The organism is Streptomyces sp. Edi2 (assembly GCF_040253635.1).
Taxonomy (GTDB): domain Bacteria; phylum Actinomycetota; class Actinomycetes; order Streptomycetales; family Streptomycetaceae; genus Streptomyces.
The window spans coordinates 5,739,878-5,763,922 of sequence record NZ_JBEJGX010000003.1 but is presented as its reverse complement, the minus strand read 5'-3'; the positions used below and the strand labels follow the sequence as shown (position 1 = coordinate 5,763,922).

Annotated in this window: 21 protein-coding genes; 14 read left to right on the top strand and 7 right to left on the bottom strand. The window is 72.4% G+C overall.

Annotated features, from left to right (window positions below; genetic code table 11):
- Positions 1 to 50: 50 nt before the first annotated feature.
- Complete coding sequence (locus ABR737_RS28845) at positions 51 to 551, bottom strand: hypothetical protein (protein ID WP_350253424.1); 501 nt, start codon at positions 549 to 551, stop codon at positions 51 to 53.
- A 534-nt stretch (positions 552 to 1,085) separates the two neighbouring features.
- Between ABR737_RS28845 and ABR737_RS28840 the strand changes: the two genes are divergently transcribed.
- Positions 1,086 to 2,855 carry an acetyl/propionyl/methylcrotonyl-CoA carboxylase subunit alpha gene (locus ABR737_RS28840; RefSeq protein WP_350253422.1) on the top strand — a complete coding sequence of 590 codons (1,770 nt, stop codon included), beginning with the start codon at positions 1,086 to 1,088 and terminating at the stop codon, positions 2,853 to 2,855.
- A gap of 73 nt (positions 2,856 to 2,928) precedes the next feature.
- On the opposite strand, the gene ABR737_RS28835 is transcribed toward ABR737_RS28840, so the two are convergent.
- Positions 2,929 to 4,113 carry an alpha/beta hydrolase gene (locus tag ABR737_RS28835; protein ID WP_350253421.1) on the bottom strand — a complete coding sequence of 395 codons (1,185 nt, stop codon included), beginning with the start codon at positions 4,111 to 4,113 and terminating at the stop codon, positions 2,929 to 2,931.
- 417 nt (positions 4,114 to 4,530) lie between these two features.
- On the opposite strand from ABR737_RS28835, the gene ABR737_RS28830 reads away from it, so the two are divergent.
- Both ABR737_RS28830 and ABR737_RS28825 read left to right on the top strand, forming a co-directional pair.
- Positions 4,531 to 5,796, top strand: a complete 1,266-nt coding sequence (locus ABR737_RS28830) for a hypothetical protein (protein ID WP_350256955.1) — start codon at positions 4,531 to 4,533, stop codon at positions 5,794 to 5,796.
- A gap of 416 nt (positions 5,797 to 6,212) precedes the next feature.
- Positions 6,213 to 6,773: a TetR/AcrR family transcriptional regulator gene (locus ABR737_RS28825; RefSeq protein WP_350256954.1), complete on the top strand. Its 561-nt coding sequence runs from the start codon at positions 6,213 to 6,215 to the stop codon at positions 6,771 to 6,773.
- A gap of 63 nt (positions 6,774 to 6,836) precedes the next feature.
- Here ABR737_RS28825 and ABR737_RS28820 read toward each other — a convergent pair whose 3' ends face one another.
- Both ABR737_RS28820 and ABR737_RS28815 read right to left on the bottom strand, forming a co-directional pair.
- Positions 6,837 to 7,823, bottom strand: coding sequence for a DeoR/GlpR family DNA-binding transcription regulator (locus ABR737_RS28820; RefSeq protein WP_350253420.1), 987 nt, complete (start codon positions 7,821 to 7,823; stop codon positions 6,837 to 6,839).
- A gap of 333 nt (positions 7,824 to 8,156) precedes the next feature.
- Positions 8,157 to 9,602: an NAD(P)H-quinone dehydrogenase gene (locus tag ABR737_RS28815; protein WP_350253419.1), complete on the bottom strand. Its 1,446-nt coding sequence runs from the start codon at positions 9,600 to 9,602 to the stop codon at positions 8,157 to 8,159.
- 140 nt (positions 9,603 to 9,742) lie between these two features.
- Between ABR737_RS28815 and ABR737_RS28810 the strand changes: the two genes are divergently transcribed.
- From ABR737_RS28810 to ABR737_RS28800, 3 genes are all read left to right on the top strand, one after another.
- Positions 9,743 to 10,180, top strand: a complete 438-nt coding sequence (locus ABR737_RS28810) for a gamma-glutamylcyclotransferase family protein (RefSeq protein ID WP_311627088.1) — start codon at positions 9,743 to 9,745, stop codon at positions 10,178 to 10,180.
- Between the two features lie 203 nt (positions 10,181 to 10,383).
- Positions 10,384 to 11,205 carry a purine-nucleoside phosphorylase gene (locus ABR737_RS28805; RefSeq protein ID WP_350253417.1) on the top strand — a complete coding sequence of 274 codons (822 nt, stop codon included), beginning with the start codon at positions 10,384 to 10,386 and terminating at the stop codon, positions 11,203 to 11,205.
- A 314-nt stretch (positions 11,206 to 11,519) separates the two neighbouring features.
- A complete protein-coding gene (locus ABR737_RS28800) occupies positions 11,520 to 13,214 on the top strand; it encodes a phospho-sugar mutase (protein WP_350253416.1) in 1,695 nt (564 codons plus the stop codon).
- A gap of 139 nt (positions 13,215 to 13,353) precedes the next feature.
- Here ABR737_RS28800 and ABR737_RS28795 read toward each other — a convergent pair whose 3' ends face one another.
- Entirely contained in the window at positions 13,354 to 13,980 is a 627-nt protein-coding gene (locus ABR737_RS28795; protein WP_350253415.1) for a PH domain-containing protein, read from the bottom strand.
- A gap of 248 nt (positions 13,981 to 14,228) precedes the next feature.
- On the opposite strand from ABR737_RS28795, the gene deoC reads away from it, so the two are divergent.
- The 4 genes from deoC (at position 14,229) to ABR737_RS28775 (ending at position 18,098) form a co-directional block, all read left to right on the top strand.
- Positions 14,229 to 15,251: a deoxyribose-phosphate aldolase gene (gene deoC, locus ABR737_RS28790; RefSeq protein WP_350256953.1), complete on the top strand. Its 1,023-nt coding sequence runs from the start codon at positions 14,229 to 14,231 to the stop codon at positions 15,249 to 15,251.
- Positions 15,252 to 15,258: 7 nt separating this feature from the next.
- Positions 15,259 to 16,710 carry an aldehyde dehydrogenase family protein gene (locus tag ABR737_RS28785; RefSeq protein WP_350253413.1) on the top strand — a complete coding sequence of 484 codons (1,452 nt, stop codon included), beginning with the start codon at positions 15,259 to 15,261 and terminating at the stop codon, positions 16,708 to 16,710.
- Positions 16,710 to 17,576 (top strand): aldehyde dehydrogenase family protein, encoded by an 867-nt coding sequence (locus ABR737_RS28780; protein WP_350253411.1) that lies wholly within the window; start codon positions 16,710 to 16,712, stop codon positions 17,574 to 17,576. The genes ABR737_RS28785 and ABR737_RS28780 overlap by 1 nt, the downstream gene beginning before the upstream one ends.
- Before the next feature lie 198 nt (positions 17,577 to 17,774).
- Positions 17,775 to 18,098, top strand: a complete 324-nt coding sequence (locus ABR737_RS28775) for a hypothetical protein (RefSeq protein ID WP_350253410.1) — start codon at positions 17,775 to 17,777, stop codon at positions 18,096 to 18,098.
- Between the two features lie 121 nt (positions 18,099 to 18,219).
- On the opposite strand, the gene ABR737_RS28770 is transcribed toward ABR737_RS28775, so the two are convergent.
- Positions 18,220 to 18,618, bottom strand: a complete 399-nt coding sequence (locus ABR737_RS28770; protein WP_350253408.1) for a hypothetical protein — start codon at positions 18,616 to 18,618, stop codon at positions 18,220 to 18,222.
- A gap of 156 nt (positions 18,619 to 18,774) precedes the next feature.
- Between ABR737_RS28770 and ABR737_RS28765 the strand changes: the two genes are divergently transcribed.
- The gene (locus ABR737_RS28765; protein WP_502964390.1) at positions 18,775 to 19,503 is read left to right on the top strand and encodes an ATP-binding protein; all 729 of its coding nucleotides are present in this window, start codon (positions 18,775 to 18,777) and stop codon (positions 19,501 to 19,503) included.
- Between the two features lie 225 nt (positions 19,504 to 19,728).
- Here the strand turns inward: ABR737_RS28765 and ABR737_RS28760 are convergent, their stop codons facing one another.
- Positions 19,729 to 20,529 (bottom strand): SigE family RNA polymerase sigma factor, encoded by an 801-nt coding sequence (locus tag ABR737_RS28760; RefSeq protein WP_350253406.1) that lies wholly within the window; start codon positions 20,527 to 20,529, stop codon positions 19,729 to 19,731.
- A 234-nt stretch (positions 20,530 to 20,763) separates the two neighbouring features.
- Between ABR737_RS28760 and afsQ1 the strand changes: the two genes are divergently transcribed.
- Genes afsQ1 through ABR737_RS28745 form a run of 3 tightly spaced genes read left to right on the top strand, consistent with a single transcriptional unit; the run spans position 20,764 to position 23,938 of the window.
- On the top strand, positions 20,764 to 21,441 hold the full coding sequence (gene afsQ1 / locus ABR737_RS28755) for a two-component system response regulator AfsQ1 (protein ID WP_048830120.1): 678 nt from the start codon (positions 20,764 to 20,766) through the stop codon (positions 21,439 to 21,441).
- On the top strand, positions 21,438 to 23,291 hold the full coding sequence (locus tag ABR737_RS28750; RefSeq protein ID WP_350253405.1) for an ATP-binding protein: 1,854 nt from the start codon (positions 21,438 to 21,440) through the stop codon (positions 23,289 to 23,291). Before afsQ1 ends, ABR737_RS28750 begins: the two co-directional genes overlap by 4 nt.
- On the top strand, positions 23,288 to 23,938 hold the full coding sequence (locus ABR737_RS28745) for a hypothetical protein (RefSeq protein WP_350253403.1): 651 nt from the start codon (positions 23,288 to 23,290) through the stop codon (positions 23,936 to 23,938). The genes ABR737_RS28750 and ABR737_RS28745 overlap by 4 nt, the downstream gene beginning before the upstream one ends.
- The last annotated feature ends 107 nt before the right edge of the window (positions 23,939 to 24,045 follow it).

Below are 24,045 nucleotides of genomic sequence, written 5' to 3'. Positions count from 1 at the left end.
CCCACTGCGGCCGGAGTTCGGGCCTGCTCGGCCGGTGGTGTCCGGGGCGGTCAGGCGGACGAAGGGGCCGCGGGCGATGCTCCATTCGGGGAGTTCGGGGTGTTCGGGGCATTCGGGGAGTTCGTGCCGTTCTCCGGGGCCCCGCGCTCCTCACCCGGACGCCCCTCCCCGTACGCCACCAGGGTCAGCACCAGCAGCGCCAGCACCACCGTCATCGCGAGGAAGGCCACCCAGCCGACCAGGCCGACGGCGAAGGCGCCCAGCACGCCGTGCACCACCGCGCAGCTGATGAGGGCGATCCGGGTGAAGCCGCCGGGGGCGCGGTCGCGTATCGCGGTGCGGAGCAGAACGGCGGCGCAGAACAGCAGGTAGAGGCCGAAGACGATGCCGCCGACCCACGAGCCGGCGGACATCGCGCGGGGCTGCAGCCCGGCCAGGGACATCTGCTGCCTGTCCACGACGATGCTCAGAATCCAGTTGAGCAGCACGATCCCGAACGCTTCCAGGACCAGTACCACCGCCGCGGCCAAGGCCACCGGCCGTCGTGCCACCACCACGTCCACCCACTTCCGCCATGTGCCGGGCCGACGCGCCCTGCCGACGCCTCATGCCGTTGATGCCACTGCTGCCACAGATGCCGCTGACGCCCCTGTTACCGCGGGGTACAGGACATCGCGCACGCTACATGGGGGTCCCCCCTCCTGGGGAAGAGTTCTGCGGAAGGTAAAAGCTGGGCAAGGGTTGTGCGCGGGCGGGTGCGGGCGACGGCGACCGGATGGGTGACGGCACGCCGACGGACCGAGCCGCCCGCAAAGTTTCCTTCGCCCATTCGTAGGGACTCCACAAAGAATTGACGATCCGCTGGACGCCCGAAGCGCGAGACCTAAGCCACACCGGGGCGCGACGCGAAGCCCAGGAATCCAGGCCTACCCTGGGATACCAGGGGACTTAGGTTCCTCACTGGCGCCCCGAGCACACTCCGTGTGGGCAAGCTCACCCCAGGGAACGGGTCGGCACGCGGTGTCGCCAGTCCCTAAAATCGCCGCATCCATTTGTTACGGCGAAGCGCCAAGGAAGGACCCATCGTGCGCAAGGTGCTCATCGCCAACCGTGGCGAAATCGCTGTTCGCGTTGCCCGTGCATGCCGGGACGCGGGGATCGGAAGCGTGGCCGTCTACGCCGACCCCGACCGGGACGCACTGCACGTACGCGCGGCAGACGAGGCGTACGCCTTGGGCGGTGACACTCCTGCCACCAGTTACCTGGACATCGCCAAGGTCCTGGCTGCCGCCGCCGATTCGGGTGCGGACGCCATCCACCCGGGATACGGCTTCCTGTCGGAGAACGCCGAGTTCGCGCAGGCCGTCCTGGACGCGGGGCTGACGTGGATCGGGCCGCCCCCGCAGGCCATCCGCGACCTCGGTGACAAGGTCGCGGCCCGGCACATCGCCCAGCGGGCCGGTGCCCCGCTGGTCGCCGGCACCCCCGACCCGGTCTCCGGTTCGGAGGAGGTCGTGGCCTTCGCCAAGGAGCACGGTCTGCCGATCGCGATCAAGGCGGCCTTCGGTGGCGGCGGCCGTGGTCTGAAGGTCGCCCGGACCCTCGACGAGGTCCCGGAGCTGTATGACTCCGCGGTGCGCGAGGCGGTTGCCGCGTTCGGCCGCGGCGAGTGCTTCGTCGAGCGGTACCTCGACCGCCCGCGGCACGTCGAGACCCAGTGCCTGGCCGACAAGCACGGCAATGTCGTCGTGGTCTCGACCCGTGACTGCTCGCTGCAGCGCCGCCACCAGAAGCTGGTGGAGGAGGCCCCGGCCCCGTTCCTGACCAAGGAGCAGAACGCCGAGCTGTACCGCGCCTCCAAGGCCATCCTCAAGGAGGCCGGCTACGAGGGCGCCGGCACCTGTGAATTCCTCGTCGGCCAGGACGGCACCATCTCCTTCCTGGAGGTCAACACCCGCCTCCAGGTCGAGCACCCGGTCACCGAAGAGGTCACCGGCCTCGACCTGGTCCGCGAGATGTTCCGGATCGCCGACGGCGAGGAGCTCGGCTACGACGACCCGGCCGTCCGCGGCCATTCGTTCGAGTTCCGTATCAACGGCGAGGACCCGGGCCGCAACTTCCTCCCGGCCCCCGGCACGGTCACCGCCTTCGCCGCCCCGGCCGGTCCGGGCGTGCGCCTGGACGCGGGCGTGGAGTCCGGTTCCGTCATCGGCCCGGCCTGGGACTCCCTCCTCGCCAAGCTGATCGTCACCGGCGCCAGCCGTGAGCAGGCCCTGCAGCGTGCCGCCCGTGCGCTGGCGGAGTTCACCGTCGAGGGCATGGCCACCGCCATCCCCTTCCACCGCGCGGTCGTCACGGACCCGGCGTTCGCACCCGAACTCACCGGTTCCAAGGAGCCGTTCACGGTCCACACCCGCTGGATCGAGACCGAGTTCGCCAACGAGATTCCCCCGTTCGCCGCACCGGGCGCGGACGAGGGCGAGGCCGACTCCCGCGAGACGGTCGTCGTCGAGGTCGGCGGCAAGCGCCTGGAGGTCTCGCTGCCGTCCTCGCTGGGCATGCCGCTGGCCCGGGCCGCGGTCGCCGGCGGTGCCAAGCCCAAGCGCAAGGCCGCCAAGAAGTCCGGCTCCGCCGCGTCCGGCGACGCGCTCGCCTCCCCGATGCAGGGCACCATCGTCAAGGTGGCCGTCGAGGAGGGCCAGCAGGTCGCCGAGGGCGAGCTGGTCGTCGTCCTGGAGGCCATGAAGATGGAGCAGCCGCTCAACGCGCACCGCGCCGGCACCATCAAGGGCCTGACCGCCGAGGTCGGCGCCGCCCTCACGTCCGGCGCCGTGATCTGCGAGATCAAGGACTGACGCGACGGCGTCCCGTCCACGCGCGAGGGGCCCCCGGCACCGGCCGGGGGCCCCTCGCATCCGTTCCGCCCCGCTACGAGTTGCCCACCACGTCCTCCGGAAAGCTCAGTGACCGGCTCATCCACTGCAGCGCGGCGGGCAGTTCGCGCCGCCAGGTGGCGAAGTTGTGGCTGCCGTGGGCGAGGACGATCGAGTCCGCCTTCATCGGAGGCCGGACCGCGGCGAGGAAGGCCCGGGCCGCCGGGTAGTTCTTCTCGCCGGTGCGGCTCGTGCCCACCAGGACGTCCACCCGGGGAGCGGGCAGGTGCCGCAGCCGCCACATCAGGTCGTGCTCCTGGCGGTTGCGGACCCGGCCCCGTCCCTCGCCGAAGAGATTGCCGGTAGTGGGGTCGTTGCTGACGTTGTAGTCGGGCGAGAGGGCGGCCGCCGAGGTGTACGTACGGTCATGCCGCATCGCGAGCTGGAGCGCGCAGCTGCCGCCCGACGAGTAGCCCATGACGCCCCAGCCGCCGGGGTCGTGGCCGACGCGGTAGCGGGACTTGAGCGCGTCCGGCACATCGCGGGCGAAGAAGGTCTCGGCCTGCGGGCCGCCCGGCACATCGACGCACTGGGTGTCGCGCGGCGGCGCGATGGTGGGCCGCAGCATCACGATGACGGTCGGCTGCATCCGGCCTTCCCGGATCAGCCGGCCGGCGGTCTGCGGCAGCCGCAGGTGCTGGCCCAGCAGGAAGGTGCCCCCCGGATAGCCGCTGAGCGCGACGATGACGGGGAACCGCTGGCGGGCGTACTGGGGCTGGAAGTACTGCGGCGGCAGGTAGACGTACGCCGGGTCCACCGCCCGGGTCCGCTTTCCGACGATCCGCACGGGCTCGACCTTGCCCACCAGGGACGGCTCCCCCTTCGGCAGACCGTGCACCTTGTCCAGCCCGTCCGCCCCCGAGGCCTGCACCAGGCCCTTCGACGGGTCGCCGGCGGGCCCGGCCGTCCCCGCGTCGCCCCATTTGCCGACGGCGGCCGGCGCATCGTCGTACAGCCCGAGCAGTTCGTGCCAGGAGCCGTAGAACTGGAAATTGGCGTTCACGGCAAGCCCGAGCGCCGCCACGACGGCCAGCTGCGTCGCGGCGATCACCCCCAGCCGCCCCAGCAGCGCCCGCGGCCCGCGCCCGGCGAACCGCGGCCACAGCCAGAGCGTGAGCCCCACGCAGACCACGGCGACCGCGGCCACGGCATACAACAGCGATCGGCTGGTCAGTCCCATGACTCTTCCTCAGGTGTTCCGCGCCGCGCTCCGCTTCCCCGGCGGCCCGTCACGGCGTATTCCAGAGCCTCCGGAAACCCCCGGAAGACCTCGTTGCGCCTGGTTTGATGACCACTCGCGGCGGGACGTTGCGGCCCCGGCACGGTGTTCGGCTGCGCGACCACGGGGGGACGCCGGGGCTTCACCGGCCCTCTTCCGCGCGTCCACCCGGCGGGCCGGACACGCCGCACCGGCGAGTCACCGGCCAGGAGGACCGCCCGAGACGGTTCACCGCGTCGGGGCGCCTCTGGCCGGCGACGGGAACGGGGCGGCGGCGTGCGGCGTCCTCGCGTGGGGACAAGGAACCGTTCCCAGGCCCCACGCAGATCACGCCGGCGCCGGAAGGCGCAGGCAGGAGGAGGCACCCAGCCCGTGACCATGGAACTCGGCTCCCTGACGGGCGTCCGCCAGGCGATCACCGTCATCCTCCCCGTCCAGCTCCCCGCTCTGCCCTCGTGGGCCGAGGGACCGTTACCGTTCGAGCTCGGCAGCCGCCGCACCGACACTCCCACCCGGCAGACGTACTTCACGCCGGCCGCGGCCCGGGTCCTGTACGGAACACCGGGGCGCCCCTGCCGCTGGCACCGCTTCGCGGACATCTCCCACGGCGCGCTGCATCTGCACGGCATGGAAGTGATGCGCACCGTGACCGACCGGCACCGCCGGCACGCGCTGGCGGTCCTGCACTTCACCGTGGCAGGCCCCGCGCTCCTGGAGACCCTGCGGGCCATCGGACACCGCCACACGGCGGATGCCGATCCCCTCGACGGCCCTCTGGATCCGGCCGCCCTTCTCGCCGGCGCGGCGGAACCCAGGGCCGTCGAGTCGCCCTTTGCCATCGCGCGCCCGTACACCATCGCGTTCCTCACCCCGGGAGCGGAGCACACGGCCGCTCTACGCCAGGGCGGGCGGCTCCCCCGGACGGCCGACGGCTGGCTGTGGCAGCTGGCATCCCGGTCCACGGGCACCGACTACCCCGCAGCGCCGGAGAACCTGCCGTCCCAGACGGAGCACACCGTGCGGATATCCGCCGACTGGAGCGCTCTCGTGCTCCGCCACGGCGCGGCGTTCCTCGGACACCGCCCCGACCGGGGCGACGGCGACTTCTACGACTTCGCGGCCCTGCACCACCGCACGATCTACCTCGACGCGCTGCTGCTCGGCACCGTTCAGCGCGACCACATCGACGAACTCACCGATTCGCTCTCCGGGGTCTTCGACGGCCCGAAGCTCGGCTCCCGTGTCTCCGCGCTGGAACGGCACATCGCCGGCTTCCGCAGCACGTACTGGCGGCAGCATCTGACCGCCCACGGCCCGGCGAACGAACTGCTTCTGGCCTACCAGGCGCAGTACCGCCTGCCGACCCGCTTCGCGGAAATCCTCTCCGAGGCGGCCGACTACGCCCGGCTCGTCCAGACCCAGGACAGCCAGCAGATCGCCGGCGCCCTCGGCGTCCTCACCATCCTCGGCCTCCCCCTGGGCACAGCCCTGAGCATCCTCCAGGTACTCGACGACCACGCCCCCGGCCACCTGCTCGCCGCCCTGGGCGCAGCCACCCTGGTCACAGCCATCGCCTTCACCAGCCGCTACGGCCGCCTCGTCCTGTCGGCCCTCCGCGACCGCGTCAGGAGACTGGAGGACTGACGTCGCGGTGCCACAGGGAGGGCTCCGAGCATCCAAGTGGGCCTCGCATAAGGGCAGTTGAGAGAGGCCCCTCGGCAGGCCGCAACAACATCCGCCGAAGAGGACACGGACAACGTGGACGGCGGTCCGCGAAAGCACCCGCCGTTCGCCGCCGCCGCGCTCAGCGGCCGGGTGCGGCGGAGACGGCCGGTGGGCGCACCGGTCGTCCGGTGCCACGACCCGGATTGCGTGGCCGCGCGGAGCAGCAGACCGGCTGCCTGAGCTGCTCCCTGGTGCGCAATGGCATCCTGGACCCACCGGGCCGCGACCGGCCCGGTCGAGGGAGGACGGCGATGGGGACCGAGACGGCAGGGCAGCGGCAGTCGGGGCGGGGGCCGGTGCCGGACGGAGCGGCGCGGACACCGGAGGTGCGCCCCATGCGGGCCGATGCGCGCCGCAATTACGAGCGGCTGCTGACCGAGGCCCGTACGGCCTTCACCGAGCACGGCACGGACACCTCGCTGGAGGACATCGCGCGCCGGGCCGGCGTCGGCATCGGGACCCTCTACCGCCACTTCCCGAACCGGACGGCGCTGATGGGCGCGGTCTTCCAGGGCGAGGTGGACGCCCTGCTGACGCACGCCAGGGAGCTCGCGGACGCGCCGCAGCCGTGCGCCGCGCTGGTGGAATGGCTGCGCGCGATCATCACCCACGCCAGTACCTACCGCGGGCTGTCGCGTGCGCTGATGACGGCATCGGCGGACGACAGTTCGGGGATGGCGCGGTGCAGCGTGCCGATGCGGGAGGCCGGTGACGCGCTGCTGACCCGCGCCCAGCAGGCCGGGGCGGTACGCCCCGATGTGAGCATCAGCGATCTGATGCAGCTGACCAACGGCATCTCACTGGCCGTGGAGGAGTCTCCGGACGACCCCCAGCTCGCCGACCGGCTGCTGACCCTCACCCTGAGCGGGCTGAAGGGCGGCGCGCGGAAGCCGTAGGAGTGTGCCGACGCCCCCGGGCCGGGGCGGCGCGCCCGGGCGGCGCGCCTCCGGCTCCTGGGGTCAGCGCCGTCGCGGAGCCAGGTCGGCGACCCGGCCGCCCGAGGCCTCGGACAGGGGGGTGGCCGAGCGGAGCTGCGGGCCGCCGCCCCCGCCGCCCGGCGCATGGCTGCGCCGCTGGCCGGGCAGCGGGACGTCCCGCCGGGGGCCTCTCCGGTCCCCGGCACCCCCCTCCATCCCGGGCTGTCCCGGACCGCGGCCCGCGGCCGGGCCGCCGGCGACGGCGATCTGCACGCCCTGGTCGGCCAGCGCCTGCAGCTCCGTGGCGGCGCGGTCGTCGTGGCCCGGCGGCTCGTCCGTGACGAGTCGCGTGATCACATCCGTCGGCACGGTCTGGAACATCGTGTCGGACCCGAGCTTGGTGTGGTCGGCGAGCACCACCACCTCCCCCGCCGCCTGCACCAGCGCCCGGTCGACGCTGGCGGAGAGCATGTTGGAGGTGGACAGGCCGCGCTCGGCGGTCAGGCCACTGCCCGACAGGAAGGCGCGGGACACCCGCAGGCCCTGGAGGGACTGCTCGGCACCGCTGCCGACCAGCGCATAGTTGGAGCCGCGCAGGGTGCCGCCGGTCATCACGACCTCGACGCGGTTGGCATGGGCCAACGCCTGGGCGACCAGTAGGGAGTTGGTGACGACGGTCAGACCGGGGACCCGGGCGAGCCGGCGGGCCAGCTCCTGGGTGGTCGTTCCGGCGCCGACGACGATGGCCTCGCCCTCTTCGACGAAGCCGGCCGCGAGATCGGCGATGGCCGTCTTCTCCGCGGTCGCTAGATGGGACTTCTGTGGGAATCCGGATTCGCGAGTAAAGCCTCCCGGGAGGACCGCACCGCCGTGGCGGCGGTCGAGCAGCCCTTCTGCCTCCAGCGCCCGCACGTCCCGCCGTACGGTTACTTCGGAGGTCTGGACGACGCGGGCGAGCTCCCGGAGCGATACGGCTCCATTGGCGCGCACCATTTCAAGGATCAATTGGCGACGTTCTGCAGCGAACACGAAACTGACAGTAACGCCAACGACCGTCTGTTTTCAGCAGGTTGCACCAATTAACGGAAGTTCTGCGCACCGCGGAGCGTGACGTGGTATGCGGTATGCATATGTCGTGCGGACGCCGAACGGCCGCGCGGCGGGACCCGCTCGGCGCCTGGTCAGCCGCCGTGCGAGGCTCCCGCGGCGACGGTCCGGCGGGCCGGACCGGTCCCCGGCCGGCGCAGGCACGTTTCATCCGCAGTGCTCAGCAGTGGCACAAACATTCCCATCGCCCGACCGCCGTCGTCCGATTGTCGTCCCGCTGCCGGTCTGCTCGCCGCCCGTCCAGTCGTTGCCGGTCTACTCGCCGGCCGTCTTGCGGACGTGCAGCTGGCGGGCGACCTCGGCGATCGAGCCGGACAGTGACGGGTAGACCGTGAACGTGTTGGCGATCTGCTCGACGGTCAGATTGTTGTCGACCGCGATCGAGATGGGGTGGATCAGCTCACTGGCGCGCGGGGAGACGACCACACCGCCGACGACGATGCCGGTGCCGGGGCGGCAGAACAGCTTCACGAAGCCGTCGCGGATGCCCTGCATCTTGGCGCGCGGGTTGCGCAGCAGCGGGAGCTTCACGACCCGGGCGTCGATCCTGCCGCTGTCCACGTCGGCCTGGGAGTAGCCGACGGTGGCGATCTCCGGGTCGGTGAAGACGTTCGCGGAGACGGTCTTGAGGTTCAGCGGCGTGACCGCGTCGCCGAGGAAGTGGTACATCGCGATCCGGCCCTGCATCGCGGCGACCGACGCCAGCGCGAAGATGCCGGTGCAGTCGCCCGCCGCGTACACACCGGGGGCGGTGGTGCGGGAGACCTTGTCGGTCCAGACGTGGCCGGACTCCTTGAGCTTGACGCCGGCCGCTTCCAGGCCGATGTCCTCGGTGTTGGGGATGGAGCCGACCGCCATCAGGCAGTGCGTACCGGAGATCGTGCGGCCGTCGGCCAGGGTGACCTCGACGCGGTCGCCGACCCGTTTGGCGGACTGGGCCCGGGAGCGCGACATGACGTTCATGCCGCGGCGGCGGAAGACGTCCTCCAGGACGGCGGCCGCGTCCGGGTCCTCGCCCGGCAGCACGCGGTCACGGGAGGAGACGAGGGTGACGCGGGAGCCGAGCGCCTGGTAGGCACCGGCGAACTCGGCACCGGTGACACCGGAGCCGACCACGATCAGCTCTTCGGGCAGCTCGTCGAGGTCGTAGACCTGCGTCCAGTTCAGGATCCGCTCGCCGTCGGGGAGCGCGTCGGGGATCTCGCGGGGGTGCGCGCCGGTGGCGATCAGCACCGCGTCCGCGATCAGACCCTCGGTCGTACCGTCGGCGGCGGTGACCGTCACCTTGCGGGAGCCGTCCGGCGCCTGGCCCGGCTCCAGCCGGCCGCGGCCGCGCATGACCCGGCCACCGGCCCGGGTGACGGAGGCGGTGATGTCGTGCGACTGGGCGAGCGCGAGGCGCTTGACCCGTCGGTTGACCTTGCCGAGGTCGACGCCGACGACCCGGGCGGGCCGGTCCTTGTACGGGGTGTCGTCCTCGACGATGATGCCGAGCTCTTCGTACGACGAATCGAAGGTGGTCATCACCTCGGCCGTGGCGATAAGAGTCTTCGACGGCACGCAGTCGGTCAGCACCGACGCCCCGCCCAGACCGTCGCAGTCGACGACGGTCACCTCCGCGCCGAGAGAGGCGGCCACCAGGGCCGCTTCGTATCCGCCGGGTCCGCCACCGATGATCACGATCCGAGTCACGTACTCCATTGTCCCGCACACCCGTACGCCGCTCTCCCCCGGGGGCGGCCTGTGCCCTCCACGGGCAGCCGGGGCGCGTCCGGCCAGGCCTCTTGTGCGAACCTCCGGTACCACGGGCCCGGCGGTCAACCTCCCGTACCCTCGGAACCATGTCGCTCTACGCCGCGTACGCCGGCAACCTCGACGCGCGGCTGATGTCCCGCCGCGCACCGCACTCGCCGCTGCGCGGCACCGGCTGGCTGGACGGCTGGCGGCTCACCTTCGGCGGCGAGCAGATGGGCTGGGAGGGCGCGCTGGCGACGGTCGTCGAATCCCCCGCCTCCCAGCTCTTCGTCGCGCTCTACGACATCGCGCCCATGGACGAGGAGTCCATGGACCGCTGGGAGGGCGTGGGCATGGACATCTACCGCCGGATGCGGGTGCGGGTGCACACCCTCGACGGCGACGAGACGGCGTGGATCTACGTCCTCAACGGCTATGAGGGCGGTCTGCCGTCCGCCCGCTATCTGGGCGAGATCGCGGACGCCGCGGAGTCGGCGGGCGCACCGCACGACTATGTGATGGAGCTGCGCAAGCGGCCCTGCTGAGGGGCGGCCGGGGCGGGGGCACCGCCGGGCGCACCACGGGACGCGGGCCGGACGCGCGCCGGGCGTACCCCGGGACGCACCGCCGTACGGGTGCCGCGACGCGCCCGGGACGACGCCTTTGGCAAAAACCACAAGAGAACGATCCCGGTCCCGTGAGCAGACACATCTACGCGCGTAGGGGATTACCGGCTACCCTCGTCCGCGTGAACGCATCTGTTACCCCGGACATCGCGCGCGACCCGCAGGGCGCCGCCGCCGACGCCGCCGCCCGTCTGCGCCAGCTGACCGGCGCCGAGACCCATGACGTCGCCCTGGTGATGGGCTCCGGCTGGGCGCCGGCCGCCGAGGCCCTGGGCGCGCCCGAGCACGAATTCCCCGTCACCGAGCTGCCCGGCTTCCCGCCGCCGGCCGTCGCCGGACACGGCGGCACGATCCGCTCGTACCGGATCGGCGACAAGCGGGCGCTGGTCTTCCTGGGCCGTACGCACTACTACGAGGGCCGTGGCGTCGCCGCGGTCGCGCACGGCGTCCGTACCGCCGCCGCGGCCGGCTGCAAGACCATCGTGCTCACCAACGGGTGCGGCGGTCTGCGCGACGGCATGCGCCCCGGCCAGCCGGTCCTCATCAGCGACCACCTCAACCTGACCGCCACCTCCCCGATCGCCGGCGCGAACTTCGTCGACCTGACGGACCTGTACTCGCCGCGGCTGCGCGCGCTGTGCAAGGAGGTCGACCCGAGCCTGGAGGAGGGCGTCTACGCCCAGTTCCCCGGCCCGCACTACGAGACCCCGGCCGAGATCAAGATGATCCGGACGCTGGGCGCCGACCTGGTCGGCATGTCCACGGTCCTGGAGGCCATCGCGGCGCGGGAGGCCGGCGCCGAGGTGCTCGGGCTGTCGCTGGTGACGAACCTCGCCGCCGGTATGACGGGCGAACCGCTCAACCACGAAGAGGTGCTGCAGGCCGGCCGCGACTCCGCGACCCGGATGGGCAGCCTGCTCGCCCAGGTGCTCGGCAAGCTCTGAGGCACCCCGGCGCTCCGGCGCCGGACCCGGGGCGATGACGGGCGACGGCCGCGGCGGGTGCGCGACATACCCGCCGGGCCGCCCCCCGCCGTCCCCACCGCACCGGCCGGGCGCCCGCCGCACCGCCCGGGCCGCCGGCCGGCCCGCCCCGCCGTGCGGCGCCGCCGTCTCCCGCACGCTGCCATCCAGCGGCATTGGCCGGTTCTGCGGCTCCCCTCATGCGCTGGGCGGGTATGCGTGACGAGCCGGGCGGGGTCTCCCCCGGCAGCTGCCCCCAGCGCGCCCCCACCCGCATTCACCGTCAGGAGCATCACGTGGCTACCGATCCCGCGGAGCTGATCAACCGGGCCCAGGCATGGCTGGCCGAGGACCCCGACCCGGAGACCCGCGAGGAGCTGTCCAAGCTCATCGAGGCCGCCGCCGGCGACGACCGAATCGCGGCCGAGCTGGCCGCGCGGTTCGCCGGCACCCTCCAGTTCGGCACCGCCGGGCTGCGCGGGGAGCTGGGCGCGGGCCCGATGCGGATGAACCGCTCGGTGGTCATCCGCGCCGCGGCCGGTCTCGCCGCGTACCTCAAGGCGCAGGGCGACGGCGCCGGGCTGGTCGTCATCGGCTACGACGCCCGCCACAAGAGCGCCGACTTCGCCCGCGACACGGCGGCCGTGATGGTCGGCGCGGGCCTGCGCGCCGCGGTGCTGCCGCACCCGCTGCCCACCCCGGTCCTGGCCTTCGCGATCAGGCACCTGGGCGCGGTGGCCGGTGTCGAGGTCACCGCCAGCCACAACCCGCCGCGCGACAACGGCTACAAGGTCTACCTGGGCGACGGTTCACAGATCGTGCCGCCCGCGGACGGCGAGATCGCCGCCGAGATCGCCGCGGTCGGCCCGCTGGCCGGCGTACCGCGCCCCGAGGCCGGCTGGGAAACCCTCGACGAGGCGGTCCTGCACGCCTATCTGGCGCGTACCGACGCGGTCCTGACGCCCGGCTCTCCCCGGGACACCAAGGTCGTCTACACCCCGATGCACGGCGTCGGCCGGGACACCCTCGTCGGCGCCTTCGCCCGGGCCGGGTTCCCGGCCCCGGTGGTCGTCACGGAACAGGCCGAGCCGGACCCGGACTTCCCGACGGTCGCCTTCCCCAACCCGGAGGAGCCGGGCGCGATGGACCTCGCGTTCGCCACCGCCCGCGACCGGGCCGCGGACGCCGACATCGTGATCGCCAACGACCCCGACGCGGACCGCTGCGCCGTCGCCGTCCCCGACCCCGGTACGCCGGACGGCTGGCGGATGCTGCGCGGCGACGAGGTCGGCGCGCTGCTCGCCGCCCATCTGGTGAGCAAGCGCGCGTCCGGCACCTTCGCGACGACCATCGTCTCCTCCCAGCTGATGTCCCGTATCGCGGCCGCCTCGTCGCTCCCGTACGAGGAGACGCTGACCGGCTTCAAGTGGCTGGCGCGGGTGGACGGCCTGCGGTACGCCTTCGAGGAAGCGCTCGGCTACTGCGTCGACCCGGAGGGTGTACGCGACAAGGACGGCATCACCGCCGCACTGCTGATCACCGAGCTGGCCGCGGAGCTCAAGCAGTCCGGGCGCACCCTCGCCGACCTGCTCGACGACCTGGCGCTGGAATTCGGGCTGCACGCCACCGACCAGCTCTCGGTCCGCGTCGAGGACCTGTCGCTGATCGCCGACGCGATGCGCACGCTGCGCGAGCAGCCGCCGACCGCGCTGGCGGGCCTGGCCGTGGCCCGGGCCGACGACCTGAACCAGGGCACGGAGACGCTGCCGCCGACCGATGGCCTGCGCTACTACCTGTCCGGTTCGCCGGAGGCCGGTATCGAGGCCGCCCGCGTGGTGGTCCGTCCCAGCGGCACCGAGCCCAAGCTCAAGTGCTACCTGGAGGTCGTGGTCCCGGTGGCCTCTCCCGAGGCGCTGCTCGCGGCCCGGACGAAGGCCGCCACGGCGCTGGCGTCCCTCAAGCGGGACATGGCGGCGGCGGCCGGAATCTGAGGGGTGTTCCGGGGGCTTCCGGGGTTTCCGGAGGCCCCCCGGGGTTTGCTGAGGGGGCTCCCGGGGTTTTCTCAGGGGTTTGCTGAGGGGCGGGGTGACGGTGCGCCGCCCTTACAGCGCCGCTCTTACAGCACCGCCCTTACAGCGCCACCATCACGGCCAGCCCGGCCGCGCCCACCACGACCGGCGCGATGATCGCGTACGCCCAGCGCACCACCGGCTCGCCCTGGGCACTCTCGCGGCCCTCGGCGCGCTCCCGCACCTCACGGAGCTCCGCGAGGGCCTGGTCGGCCAGCGCGAGCGGCGCCGGGCCGGCGTCGGCCTGCGGTCCGAACCGGGGCCCGGGCGCGGCACCCCGCCGCGCCTGCCGGCCGGCCTTCTTCCGCTGCCGCAGCGAGACCGGGATCGCCCACAGCTGGTACGTCGTGCCGGAGCTGCTGACCGCCTCGGTCGAGAACGCCGCGCGCAGCGTCTCCACCGCGCCCCACGGCAGCGTGACCGTACGGAACGGATTGCGCACCATCAGCCGGTCATCGCCCGCCCGCACCAGCGGCCGCAGGGTGTAGGCGACCACCAGCGGCACGCCGATGAGCAGCGCGAAGACCGCCATCAGCTTGGTGTGCGCGGCGCCCCGCAGCAGCGCGTCGCCGCCGAGCCAGCCGCCGAGCAGGAGGAGCAGTACGCCGCCCGCGAGGGCCGCGGGCGAGCGGTAGCTGCGCTCCGCGTACTGCTGCTGGGGCGGGGTGGACCGGTCCTGGGTCGTCATGCCGCCGATTCTGCCTGACCGTCCGGATGCCGGACATTGCGTTACGGCATCATTCGCACGCGGGACGGGGAGCGCCTCGGGGCCCGGGTACGGTCGCATCCGGCGCCGGTGACCGGGCGTGCAGGGGCTGGTAACCGGGCACGTGGGGGCCGCCGGCTCCCCCTCTCCCCCGCCCCCGTCCGGCCGGATTCGGACAGCCGAAGGGGATGACATGGCGCTACGCGCGTAGATATGCTCACCTCGTGACCATGCCCATCACTGTTCCCGCATACGGCAAGGAAGCCGCGGGGCGTCTGGCGTCAATGGCGGACGTGACCGCCGACGACGGTGCGCTGCGCCGCTTCCTCCACGGCCTCCCCGGTGTCGACGCGGTCGGCCTCGAAGCCCGCGCCGCCACCCTCGGCACCCGCTCGATCAAGACGACGGCGAAGGCGTACGCCATCGATCTCGCCATCTCGATGATCGACCTGACGACCCTCGAAGGCGCGGACACCCCGGGCAAGGTCCGGGCGCTGTGCGCCAAGGGCGTCCACCCGGACCCCACCGACCGCACCAGCCCCAAGGTCGCGGCGATCTGCGTCTACCCGGACATGGTCGCCACGGCCAAGGAAGCGCTCGGCGACTCGGGTATCCACGTCGCGTCCGTCGCCACCGCCTTCCCGGCCGGCCGCGCCGCGCTGCCGGTCAAGCTCGCCGACACCCGTGACGCGGTCGCGGCCGGCGCCGACGAGATCGACATGGTGATCGACCGGGGCGCCTTCCTCTCCGGCCGCTACATGGACGTCTTCGAGGAGATCAAGGCCGTCAAGGAGGCCTGCGCCCGCCCTGGGGGCACCTCCCGGTCGGAGACTGGGGGAGGCACGGCCGCGCACCTCAAGGTCATCTTCGAGACCGGCGAGCTCCAGACGTACGACAACGTCCGCCGGGTCTCCTGGCTGGCGATGCTCGCGGGCGCCGACTTCATCAAGACCTCCACCGGCAAGGTCGCCGTCAACGCCACCCCGCCGGTCACCCTCCTGATGCTGGAGGCGGTCCGCGACTTCCACGCCACGACCGGCGTCCAGGTCGGGGTGAAGCCGGCCGGCGGTATCCGTACGACCAAGGACGCGATCAAGTACCTGGTCATGGTCAACGAAACCCTCGGCGAGCCCTGGCTGACCGCCGACTGGTTCCGCTTCGGCGCCTCCAGCCTCCTCAACGACCTGCTGATGCAGCGCCAGAAGCTCAGCACCGGCCGCTACTCCGGCCCCGACTACGTCACGGTGGACTGAGGCTCCCATGACCTTCGATTACGCACCCGCACCCGAGTCCCGCGCGGTCGTCGACATCGCGCCGTCCTACGGCCTGTTCATCGACGGCGAGTTCGCCCCGGCCTCCGACGGCAAGGTCTTCAAGACCGTCTCCCCGTCGTCCGAGGAAGTCCTCTCCGAGGTCGCCCAGGCGAGCGCCGAGGACGTCGACCGTGCCGTGAAGGCCGCCCGCAAGGCCTTCGAGAAGTGGTCCGCGCTGCCCGGCGCCGAGCGGGCCAAGTACCTCTTCCGGATCGCCCGGATCATCCAGGAGCGCTCGCGCGAGCTGGCCGTGCTGGAGTCCCTGGACAACGGCAAGCCGATCCGCGAGTCCCGGGACGCCGACCTGCCGCTGGTCGCCGCGCACTTCTTCTACTACGCGGGCTGGGCCGACAAGCTCGACCACGCGGGGTACGGCGCCAACCCGCGCCCCCTGGGCGTCGCCGGCCAGGTCATCCCCTGGAACTTCCCCCTCCTGATGCTCGCGTGGAAGATCGCCCCGGCGCTGGCGACCGGCAACACCGTGGTCCTCAAGCCCGCCGAGACGACCCCGCTGTCCGCTCTGTTCTTCGCGGACATCTGCCGCCAGGCGGGCCTGCCCAAGGGTGTCGTCAACATCCTCACCGGCGACGGCTCCACGGGCGCCTCCCTGGTCGGGCACCCCGGCATCGACAAGGTGGCCTTCACCGGCTCCACCGAGGTCGGCAAGGCCATCGCCCGTACGGTCGCCGGCACCGACAAGAAGGTCACCCTGGAGCTGGGCGGCAAGGCGGCGAACATCGTCTTCGACGACGCGCCGCTCGACCAGGCCGTCGAGGGCATCGTCAACGGCATCTTCTTCAACCAGGGCCACGTCTGCTGCGCGGGCTCGCGCCTGCTGGTCCAGGAGTCGGTGGCCGACGAGCTGCTGGACGCCCTCAAGCGCCGGATGCGGACCCTGCGCGTGGGCGACCCGCTCGACAAGAACACCGACATCGGCGCCATCAACTCCGCGGAGCAGCTGGCCCGGATCACCGCGCTGGCCGACGCGGGCGAGGCCGAGGGCGCCGAGCGCTGGTCGCCGTCCTGCGAGCTCCCCTCCTCCGGCTACTGGTTCGCCCCGACGCTGTTCACCGGCGTCACCCAGGCGCACCGCATCGCCCGCGAGGAGATCTTCGGCCCGGTGCTGTCCGTGCTGACCTTCCGCACCCCCGCGGAGGCCGTGGAGAAGGCCAACAACACCCCGTACGGACTCTCCGCCGGCATCTGGACGGAGAAGGGCTCGCGGATGCTGTGGATGGCGAACAAGCTGCGTGCGGGCATCGTCTGGTCCAACACGTTCAACAAGTTCGACCCGGCCTCGCCCTTCGGCGGCTACAAGGAGTCGGGCTACGGCCGCGAGGGCGGCCGGCACGGTCTGGAGGCGTACCTCGCCCCGTCGAGCCCGGAGGGCGCGCGCTGATGAACACTGTTGACCGCTTGAGTGTGCTCAAGACCTACAAGCTGTACGTCGGGGGCAAGTTCCCCCGGTCCGAGAGCGGGCGGGTGTACGAGGTGACCGACTCCAAGGGCACATGGCTCGCCAACGCGCCGCTGGCCTCCCGCAAGGACGCCCGGGACGCGGTGACCGCCGCCCGTAAGGCGTTCGGCGGCTGGTCGGGCGCCACGGCCTACAACCGCGGACAGATCCTCTACCGCGTCGCCGAGATGCTGGAGGGCCGCCGCGACCAGTTCACCGCCGAGGTGGCCGCCGCCGAGGGCCTGTCGAAGGCGAAGGCCGCCGCCCAGGTCGACGCGGCCATCGACCGCTGGGTCTGGTACGCGGGCTGGTCCGACAAAGTCGCCCAGATCGCCGGCAGCGCCAACCCGGTGGCCGGGCCGTACTTCAACCTCTCCTCCCCGGAGCCGACCGGTGTGGTCGCGGTCCTGGCCCCCCAGGACTCATCGTTCCTCGGCCTCGTCTCGGTGATCGCCCCGGCGATCGTCACCGGCAACACGGTGGTCGTGGCGGCCGCCGAGGACGCCCCGCTGCCCGCCCTGTCGCTGGCCGAGGTGCTCGCCACGTCCGATCTCCCGGGCGGCGTGGTCAACATCCTCTCGGGCCGTACGGCGGAGCTGGGCGCTCCGCTCGCCGCCCACCAGGACGTCAACGCCCTCGATCTCGCGGGTGCCGGCCAGGAGCTGGCGACGGAGCTGGAGAAGGCCGCGGCCGACAACCTCAAGCGGGTGCTCCGCCCGGGGACGGTGAACTGGACCGCCGACCCCGGCACCGGCCGCCTGCTGAGCTTCCTGGAGACGAAGACCGTGTGGCATCCAATGGGCGTCTAAGCCTGACGGAGGGCTGCGCCGGGCCTGTTCCGGCCGTCTTACGGCGCACCGTCACCAATGCCCTTGTGGGGCCCCGCTTTTGGGCGGGGCCCCACACTGCTGTCCGCATCTTTAACTACTATTGACTCGCCGCACGACGACGGCATCCCGGCCGGTGGCCCGCCCGGCCGCCGCCCGGCAACTCCGCGATCCAAGCCCATGGAGGGCAGCTGGACCAGCATGGCCGGCCGGTTCCTCGTCCAGGTCACCAACGCGGGCGGCTCGCCCCGGCACCAGGCGCTCACCGACCGGCGGCTGTTCGTGCTGACGGACCAGGCCACCGGGTGGCGGGAGCACGAGCCCGAGCTGGAAGTCGCCGCCCAGGTACAGCTCTCGAACATTGCGGAGCTGCGGCCCAGGCCGCGCATGACGTTCCCCCGCGGCCGCTTCGACCTGGTCTTCGTCGACGGCTCGTGGCTCGCGCTGAGCTGTTCGTTCCAGGAGGACATGCAGGCGATGGTCACGGCCTTCCACGGGCGCTGATCCGGGACCGGCACGACGGCGGGCGCAACCGGCCCGGCAGCGGGCGCAACCACCTCGGCGGCGACCGCAACCGGCACGGGCGGCGGGCGCAACCGGCAGCGCCCGCCGCCCGCACCGCCCCTCAGCCCGGCAGCACCCTCGTCAACGTCCCCACCAGCGGCAGATCCCTGAGCGCACCGCCGTGCGAGAGCGCGCCGGTCAGCAGCGACGTGCTCACCGGCTTGAAGTCGGCGATCTGGGTGCTGACGGTGTTGGCCAGCGGGTCGACGGGGGTGTTGGCCAGCGGGTTCACCGGGAGGTTCTTGACCGTGCTGAGGCCGGCCGCGGAGTTCAGCAGTGCGCCGGTCAGTGCCGAGGCGGTGGCGCCGGTGTCGGAGGGGCGTTCCGCGGCGGCGGGCGCGGCGGACGCCGTGGCAGCACCACCCGCCGCGATCGCGGCACCGGCCGCGGAGATCACCAGCCCCGCCCGCAGCAGAGTGCGCGGAATGCGGCTGGACTTGAGACGTGCATGGGAGGGCATGGGCACCTGCCTGGGGATTCGGAGGGGTCGAAGCGCTGCGCGAGCGAGAGCGGTCGAGTAATCGATTGACTCCGTAGAGTAGTTGAGGCGGGGGAGCCGATCCACCTCGCGCGCCAGGGGTACCCCACACGGCCCCATACGCGACAATGGGTGCCCGTGAGCTCCCACTCCCGCACCCAGCCGCCGCCCTCCCCCGCGCTCCCGGCCCCTCCCCCGCGCTCGGCTTCGCCCGAGCGGGAGGACCCCCATGAGCAAGGAGGCGCCCGCGCCCGGGTCATTCTGCTGACCGGCCCCTCGGGCTCCGGCAAGACCTCCCTGGCCGCACGCAGCGGACTGCCCGTCCTCCGTCTCGACGACTTCTACAAGGAGGGGACGGACCCGACGCTGCCGCAACTGCCCGACGGCGGCGGCGCCGACTGGGACGCGCCGCTGTCCTGGGACGCCGCCGCCGCGGTCGCGGCCATCGACGCGCTGTGCCGTTCGGGGCGCACCGACGTGCCGGTCTACGACATCGCAACCAGCGCCCGGGTCGGCGTGTCGGGGCTGGACCTCGGCGGCGCCCCGCTGTTCATCGCGGAGGGCATCTTCGCCGCCGATGTCATCGCGGACTGCCATGCGGCGGGACTGCTGGCCGACGCGCTGTGCCTGCGCGGCCGCCCGGGCACCACCTTCCGCCGCCGGCTGGCACGGGATCTGCGCGAGGGCCGCAAGTCGGCCCCCTACCTCGTCCGCCGGGGCCTGCGCCTGCTGCGCAACGAGAGGTCCGTCGTCGCCCGGCACGCCGCGCTGGGCGCACACCCCTGTGCCAAGCCGGAGGCCCTGGCCCGTATATCGGCGGCGCGAGCGGACCGGGCGGCGGACGTGGTGGATGCGGTGGACGCGTAGAGCGAGGCCGGTCGCCGCCGGGGCCGCACCGGGGACGGGCCGTCCCGGGGCGGGCCCCACACACGAAGAAGCGGGCTCGGGCAGACCCCCCGGCCGCCCGAACCCGCTCCCTCTTCCCCCGTATTCCCCTTACTTTCCCCCGTATCCCCGGTACCCCGGGTATCCCCTTTACCCCCTCGGGCGTTCCCCCCGGTTCCCCCGATCCCCCTCGGGCTCCCCCGATCCTCAGGCCACCAGCTCGCCGAAGGACTCTTCCTGGTCACGGCCGAAGCTGAGGACCTCGTCCTCGCGCAGCCGGCGCAGGGCGCGCCAGATGCTCGACTTCACCGTGCCGACACTGATGTCGAGAATGTCCGCGATCTCCGGGTCCGTACGGCCCTCGTAGTAGCGCAGCACCAGCATCGTGCGCTGCGTCTCGGGCAGCCGGACCAGCGCCTGCCACAGCACGGCGCGCAGCTCGGTGCCGCGCATCGCGTCCACGTCGGCCGCCGTCTCCGGCAGCTCCTCGGTCGGGTACTCGTTGAGCTTGCGCCGGCGCCAGGCGCTGATGTGCAGGTTCGTCATGGTGCGGCGCAGATAGCCGCCGAGCGCCGCCTTGTCGCTGATCCGGTCCCACGCCCGGTAGGTCGAGAACAGCGCACTCTGCAGCAGGTCCTCGGCCTCGTAGCGGTCGCCGGTCAGGTGGTAGGCGGTGGCGTACAGGGAGGCGCGGCGCTCCTGGACGTAGGCGGTGAAGGCCGCTTCGGCCTCTGCCGTCTCCGACGCGGAGCGCCGTTCCCCCGTGTCCTCCCTGTACTCCGTTCCCCCGTTGTTTCCCCCGTGGGCGGCGTTGCCCCCGTGCCCCCGGTTTTCCCCGTCGGCCCCGACCTGCGTGACCGTCGTGGCGTCGATGGCCACCATGTACGGCGGCCGCTGGCGCCCGATGCTGCGGGTGCACACCCGGCCTGCACCGGACTTCTCGCCGGTCCTGACGTCATGGAGCCGCGTGATAACTGCGCTGGTAGTGGTGCCGTGCAGTGTGTTCATCTCGCGCCCCCCGTCGTAGAGCCAGCTCGTTCGGTTCGTTCGTGCTGTCCGGGTGTTGATCTCTCCCGATGCCCCAAAGACTGCCAACCCAGTTTCATCGCGTTGTCCGCCGACTGTCACAGGCCTGTCACAGGGGCCGGTGCGGCGCGTCGCGGACGCCGCACGGGTGCGGGCCTTGTGTACGAGAGCGCCACTGGTCGATCTCCAGGCGTCCCATGGGCCAGAATGGCTGACGTGCCTTTCCTGTTGCTGATCGAGGACGACGACGCCATCCGCACGGCCCTCGAACTCTCGCTGTCGCGCCAGGGTCACCGTGTGGTGACCGCGGCGACGGGCGAGGACGGCCTGAAGCTGCTGCGCGAGCAGCGCCCGGACCTGATCGTGCTGGATGTGATGCTGCCGGGCATCGACGGTTTCGAGGTGTGCCGGCGGATCAGGCGTACGGACCAGCTGCCCATCATCCTGCTCACCGCGCGTAACGACGATATCGATGTCGTGGTGGGCCTGGAGTCCGGCGCCGACGACTATGTCGTCAAACCCGTGCAGGGAAGGGTGCTGGACGCCCGGATCCGGGCCGTACTGCGCCGTGGCGAGCGCGAGTCCAGTGACTCCGCGACGTTCGGCTCGCTGATGATCGACCGGTCGGCGATGACGGTGACCAAGAACGGCGAGGATCTGCAACTGACGCCGACCGAGCTGCGATTGCTGCTGGAGTTGAGCCGCCGGCCCGGCCAGGCCCTGTCCCGGCAGCAGTTGTTGCGGCTGGTGTGGGAGCACGACTACCTCGGCGACTCGCGCCTGGTGGACGCGTGTGTACAGCGGCTGCGCGCGAAGGTGGAGGACGTACCGTCCTCCCCGACCCTGATCCGTACGGTCCGCGGCGTCGGCTACCGGCTGGACTCGCCGCAGTGAGCAAGCGTTCCACGGGCGGTGCGACGACGGAGGACGGTGCGGGCGACGGGGCCGGCGGCGACGGTGCGCCCGCGGCCGGCCGGCGGGTGCTGCGGATGCTCGGCCGCCCCTCGGGGCTGCTGCGCTGGACCAGCCTGCGGCTGCGGCTGGTCGTGGTCTTTGCGCTGGTGGCGTTGACCGCCGCGGTCTCCGCCTCGGGCATCGCGTACTGGCTCAACCGCAACACCGTTCTGGACCGCACGCAAAACGCCGTCCTCAAGGACTTCCGCAAGGCGCTGGAGGACAACACGCGGTCGCTGCCGCTGCATCCGCGGTGCGCCGAACTGCAGGATGCCGCCCGGCAGATGGCGGCAGGGCCGCAGAACTACACGGTGCTGCTGATAGGCGTGGACCGCGAGGGCAAGGACTGCGCGGCCACCACGGACAAGGACCTGCTGACGCTCGACAACGTGCCCGTGCAGCTCCGCCACGCGGTCAACGAGGTGCGTCCGGTCGACGAGTCCAACCGGTACGCGCACCACCTCTACTGGCAGCGCAAGCAGGTCGAGGACACGCCCTACCTCGTCGCCGGGGCAAAGGTGATCGGCGGCGGGCCCACCGGCTACATGATGAAGTCCCTGGCCGCCGAGCGGCAGGACCTCACCTCACTGGCCTGGTCGCTGGGGATCGCCACGGCGCTCGCGCTGGTCGGCTCGGCCCTGCTGGCGCAGGCCGCCGCGACGACGGTGCTGCGGCCCGTACAGCGGCTGGGGCATGCCGCACGGCAGCTCGGCGAGGGGCGGCTGGACACCCGGCTGCGGGTGACCGGCACGGATGAACTCGCCGACCTCTCCCGGACGTTCAACCGTACGGCGGAGCGTCTGGAGCACCGGGTCGAGGAGCTGAGCGGGCGCGAGGCGGCGTCCCGGCGGTTCGTCGCCGATATGTCGCACGAGCTGCGGACGCCGCTGACCGCGATCACCGCCGTCAGCGAGGTGCTGGAGGAGGAGGCCGACTCCCTCGACCCGATGATCGCGCCCGCCGTGCAGCTGGTGGTCAGCGAGACCCGGCGGCTCAACGACCTCGTGGAGAACCTGATGGAGGTCACCCGCTTCGACGCGGGCACGGCCCGTCTCGTGCTGGACGATGTCGATGTCGCGGACCAGGTGACCGCCTGTATCGACGCCCGGGCCTGGCTGGACGCGGTCGAACTGGACGCGGACCGCGGCATCGTGGTCCGGCTGGACCCGCGGCGGCTCGATGTGATCCTGGCGAATCTGATCGGCAACGCCCTCAAGCACGGTGGTTCGCCGGTGCGGGTTTCGGTCAGCACGGAAGGCCCGGCGAGCGACGGCGGGGGCCGGACGGGCAGCACGGCCGTCTCTGCCGGCGGCGGTCCGGGTGGTGCGGGCGGTCCGGGTGGTTCAGGCGGTCCTGGGAGTTCAGGGCGTTCAGGCGGTTCAGGCGGCGCGGCCGAGGCTGATGTGGCCGGTGGGCCGGCGGCCGGTACGGAAGGTGGCGGGCCGGAGCGGGCCGGCAAGGCGTCGGGCGAGGGGCGGCCCGGGAGCGGGAAGCTGGTGATCCGCGTCCGGGATCACGGCCCCGGCATCCCGGAGGAAGTCCTCCCGCACGTCTTCGACCGCTTCTACAAGGCCAGCGCCTCCCGGCCGCGGTCGGAGGGCAGCGGTCTGGGCCTGTCGATCGCGCTGGAGAACGCGCATATCCACGGCGGAGAGATCACCGCGGCCAACCTCCCCGAGGGCGGCGCGGTCTTCACCCTGCACCTGCCGATGGACGCCTCCCCTCTGACGGACGGCGACCGGCGGAACGACGACACGGCCGACGACGAGGGCACGGAGGGCGGGCGATGAGGCCGGGCAGGCGCACAGGACGGCGCACCGCCGCCGTGGCGGTGCTCGCGCTCGCGGCCGCGGGCTGCGGGATCCGGGGCACGTCCGTACCGGTCGACGCGGGCGGCGCGCCCTCACGGGTGAGCTGCAAGGCCCCGGCGAGCCCGGCGCCCTCGGCATCGGCGTCGTCCGGCGCGGACGCGGGCACGGACACGGGTCCGGGCTCGCAGGCGATCGTGTATCTGGTGTGCGGCTCGGCGCTGGCGCAGGTCGAGCGGGCAGTGCCCCCATCCAAGGCCGACGACCCACGGCTGCCGACCGCCCGTGCCCTGCTCCACGAGCTGCAGCGCGATCCGTCGGCGGACGAAGAGAAGGCCGGCTTCAGCAGCGCACTGCCCCGGGACGTCAAGGTCACGGGGCCGCGCGACGGCGACCCCGCGGATGCGCTGCGGCTGAGCATCCGGCCGGACGACCTGCCGTCGTTCGCGCTGGCGCAGCTCGTGTGCACCTACGGCGCAAGCCCGGCGCTGGGCCGCACCCATGCGGCCGTGCTGGGCGGGCCGGGCGACGATACGGCGCACCGTTACGACTGCTCGGCGGACGTGCTGGCCAATCCCGACATCGCGGAGAACGCCGGGTGGGGCGATCCCATGTCGGAAGAGGGATGACCCGCTGCCGGGAGAGGGGGGCCCCGCTGCCGGAGGAAGGACGACCCGTCGCCGGAAGAGGGATGATCTCTGCCGGAGGAGGGACGACTGTCGCGCCGGAAGAGGGG

Excerpts from the sequence above, each read along its gene's own strand:
- ABR737_RS28775 (WP_350253410.1), top strand. The coding sequence starts at position 17,775 with ATGGAGGGCAGCTGGACCAGCATGGCCGGCCGGTTCCTCGTCCAGGTC.
- ABR737_RS28785 (WP_350253413.1), top strand. The coding sequence starts at position 15,259 with ATGACCTTCGATTACGCACCCGCACCCGAGTCCCGCGCGGTCGTCGAC.
- ABR737_RS28825 (WP_350256954.1), top strand. The coding sequence starts at position 6,213 with ATGCGGGCCGATGCGCGCCGCAATTACGAGCGGCTGCTGACCGAGGCC.
- ABR737_RS28830 (WP_350256955.1), top strand. The coding sequence starts at position 4,531 with ATGGAACTCGGCTCCCTGACGGGCGTCCGCCAGGCGATCACCGTCATC.
- ABR737_RS28770 (WP_350253408.1), bottom strand. The coding sequence starts at position 18,618 with ATGCCCTCCCATGCACGTCTCAAGTCCAGCCGCATTCCGCGCACTCTG.
- ABR737_RS28780 (WP_350253411.1), top strand. The coding sequence starts at position 16,710 with ATGAACACTGTTGACCGCTTGAGTGTGCTCAAGACCTACAAGCTGTAC.
- ABR737_RS28795 (WP_350253415.1), bottom strand. The coding sequence starts at position 13,980 with ATGACGACCCAGGACCGGTCCACCCCGCCCCAGCAGCAGTACGCGGAG.
- ABR737_RS28810 (WP_311627088.1), top strand. The coding sequence starts at position 9,743 with ATGTCGCTCTACGCCGCGTACGCCGGCAACCTCGACGCGCGGCTGATG.
- deoC (WP_350256953.1), top strand. The coding sequence starts at position 14,229 with ATGCCCATCACTGTTCCCGCATACGGCAAGGAAGCCGCGGGGCGTCTG.
- ABR737_RS28745 (WP_350253403.1), top strand. The coding sequence starts at position 23,288 with ATGAGGCCGGGCAGGCGCACAGGACGGCGCACCGCCGCCGTGGCGGTG.
- ABR737_RS28835 (WP_350253421.1), bottom strand. The coding sequence starts at position 4,113 with ATGGGACTGACCAGCCGATCGCTGTTGTATGCCGTGGCCGCGGTCGCC.
- ABR737_RS28760 (WP_350253406.1), bottom strand. The coding sequence starts at position 20,529 with ATGAACACACTGCACGGCACCACTACCAGCGCAGTTATCACGCGGCTC.
- ABR737_RS28815 (WP_350253419.1), bottom strand. The coding sequence starts at position 9,602 with ATGGAGTACGTGACTCGGATCGTGATCATCGGTGGCGGACCCGGCGGA.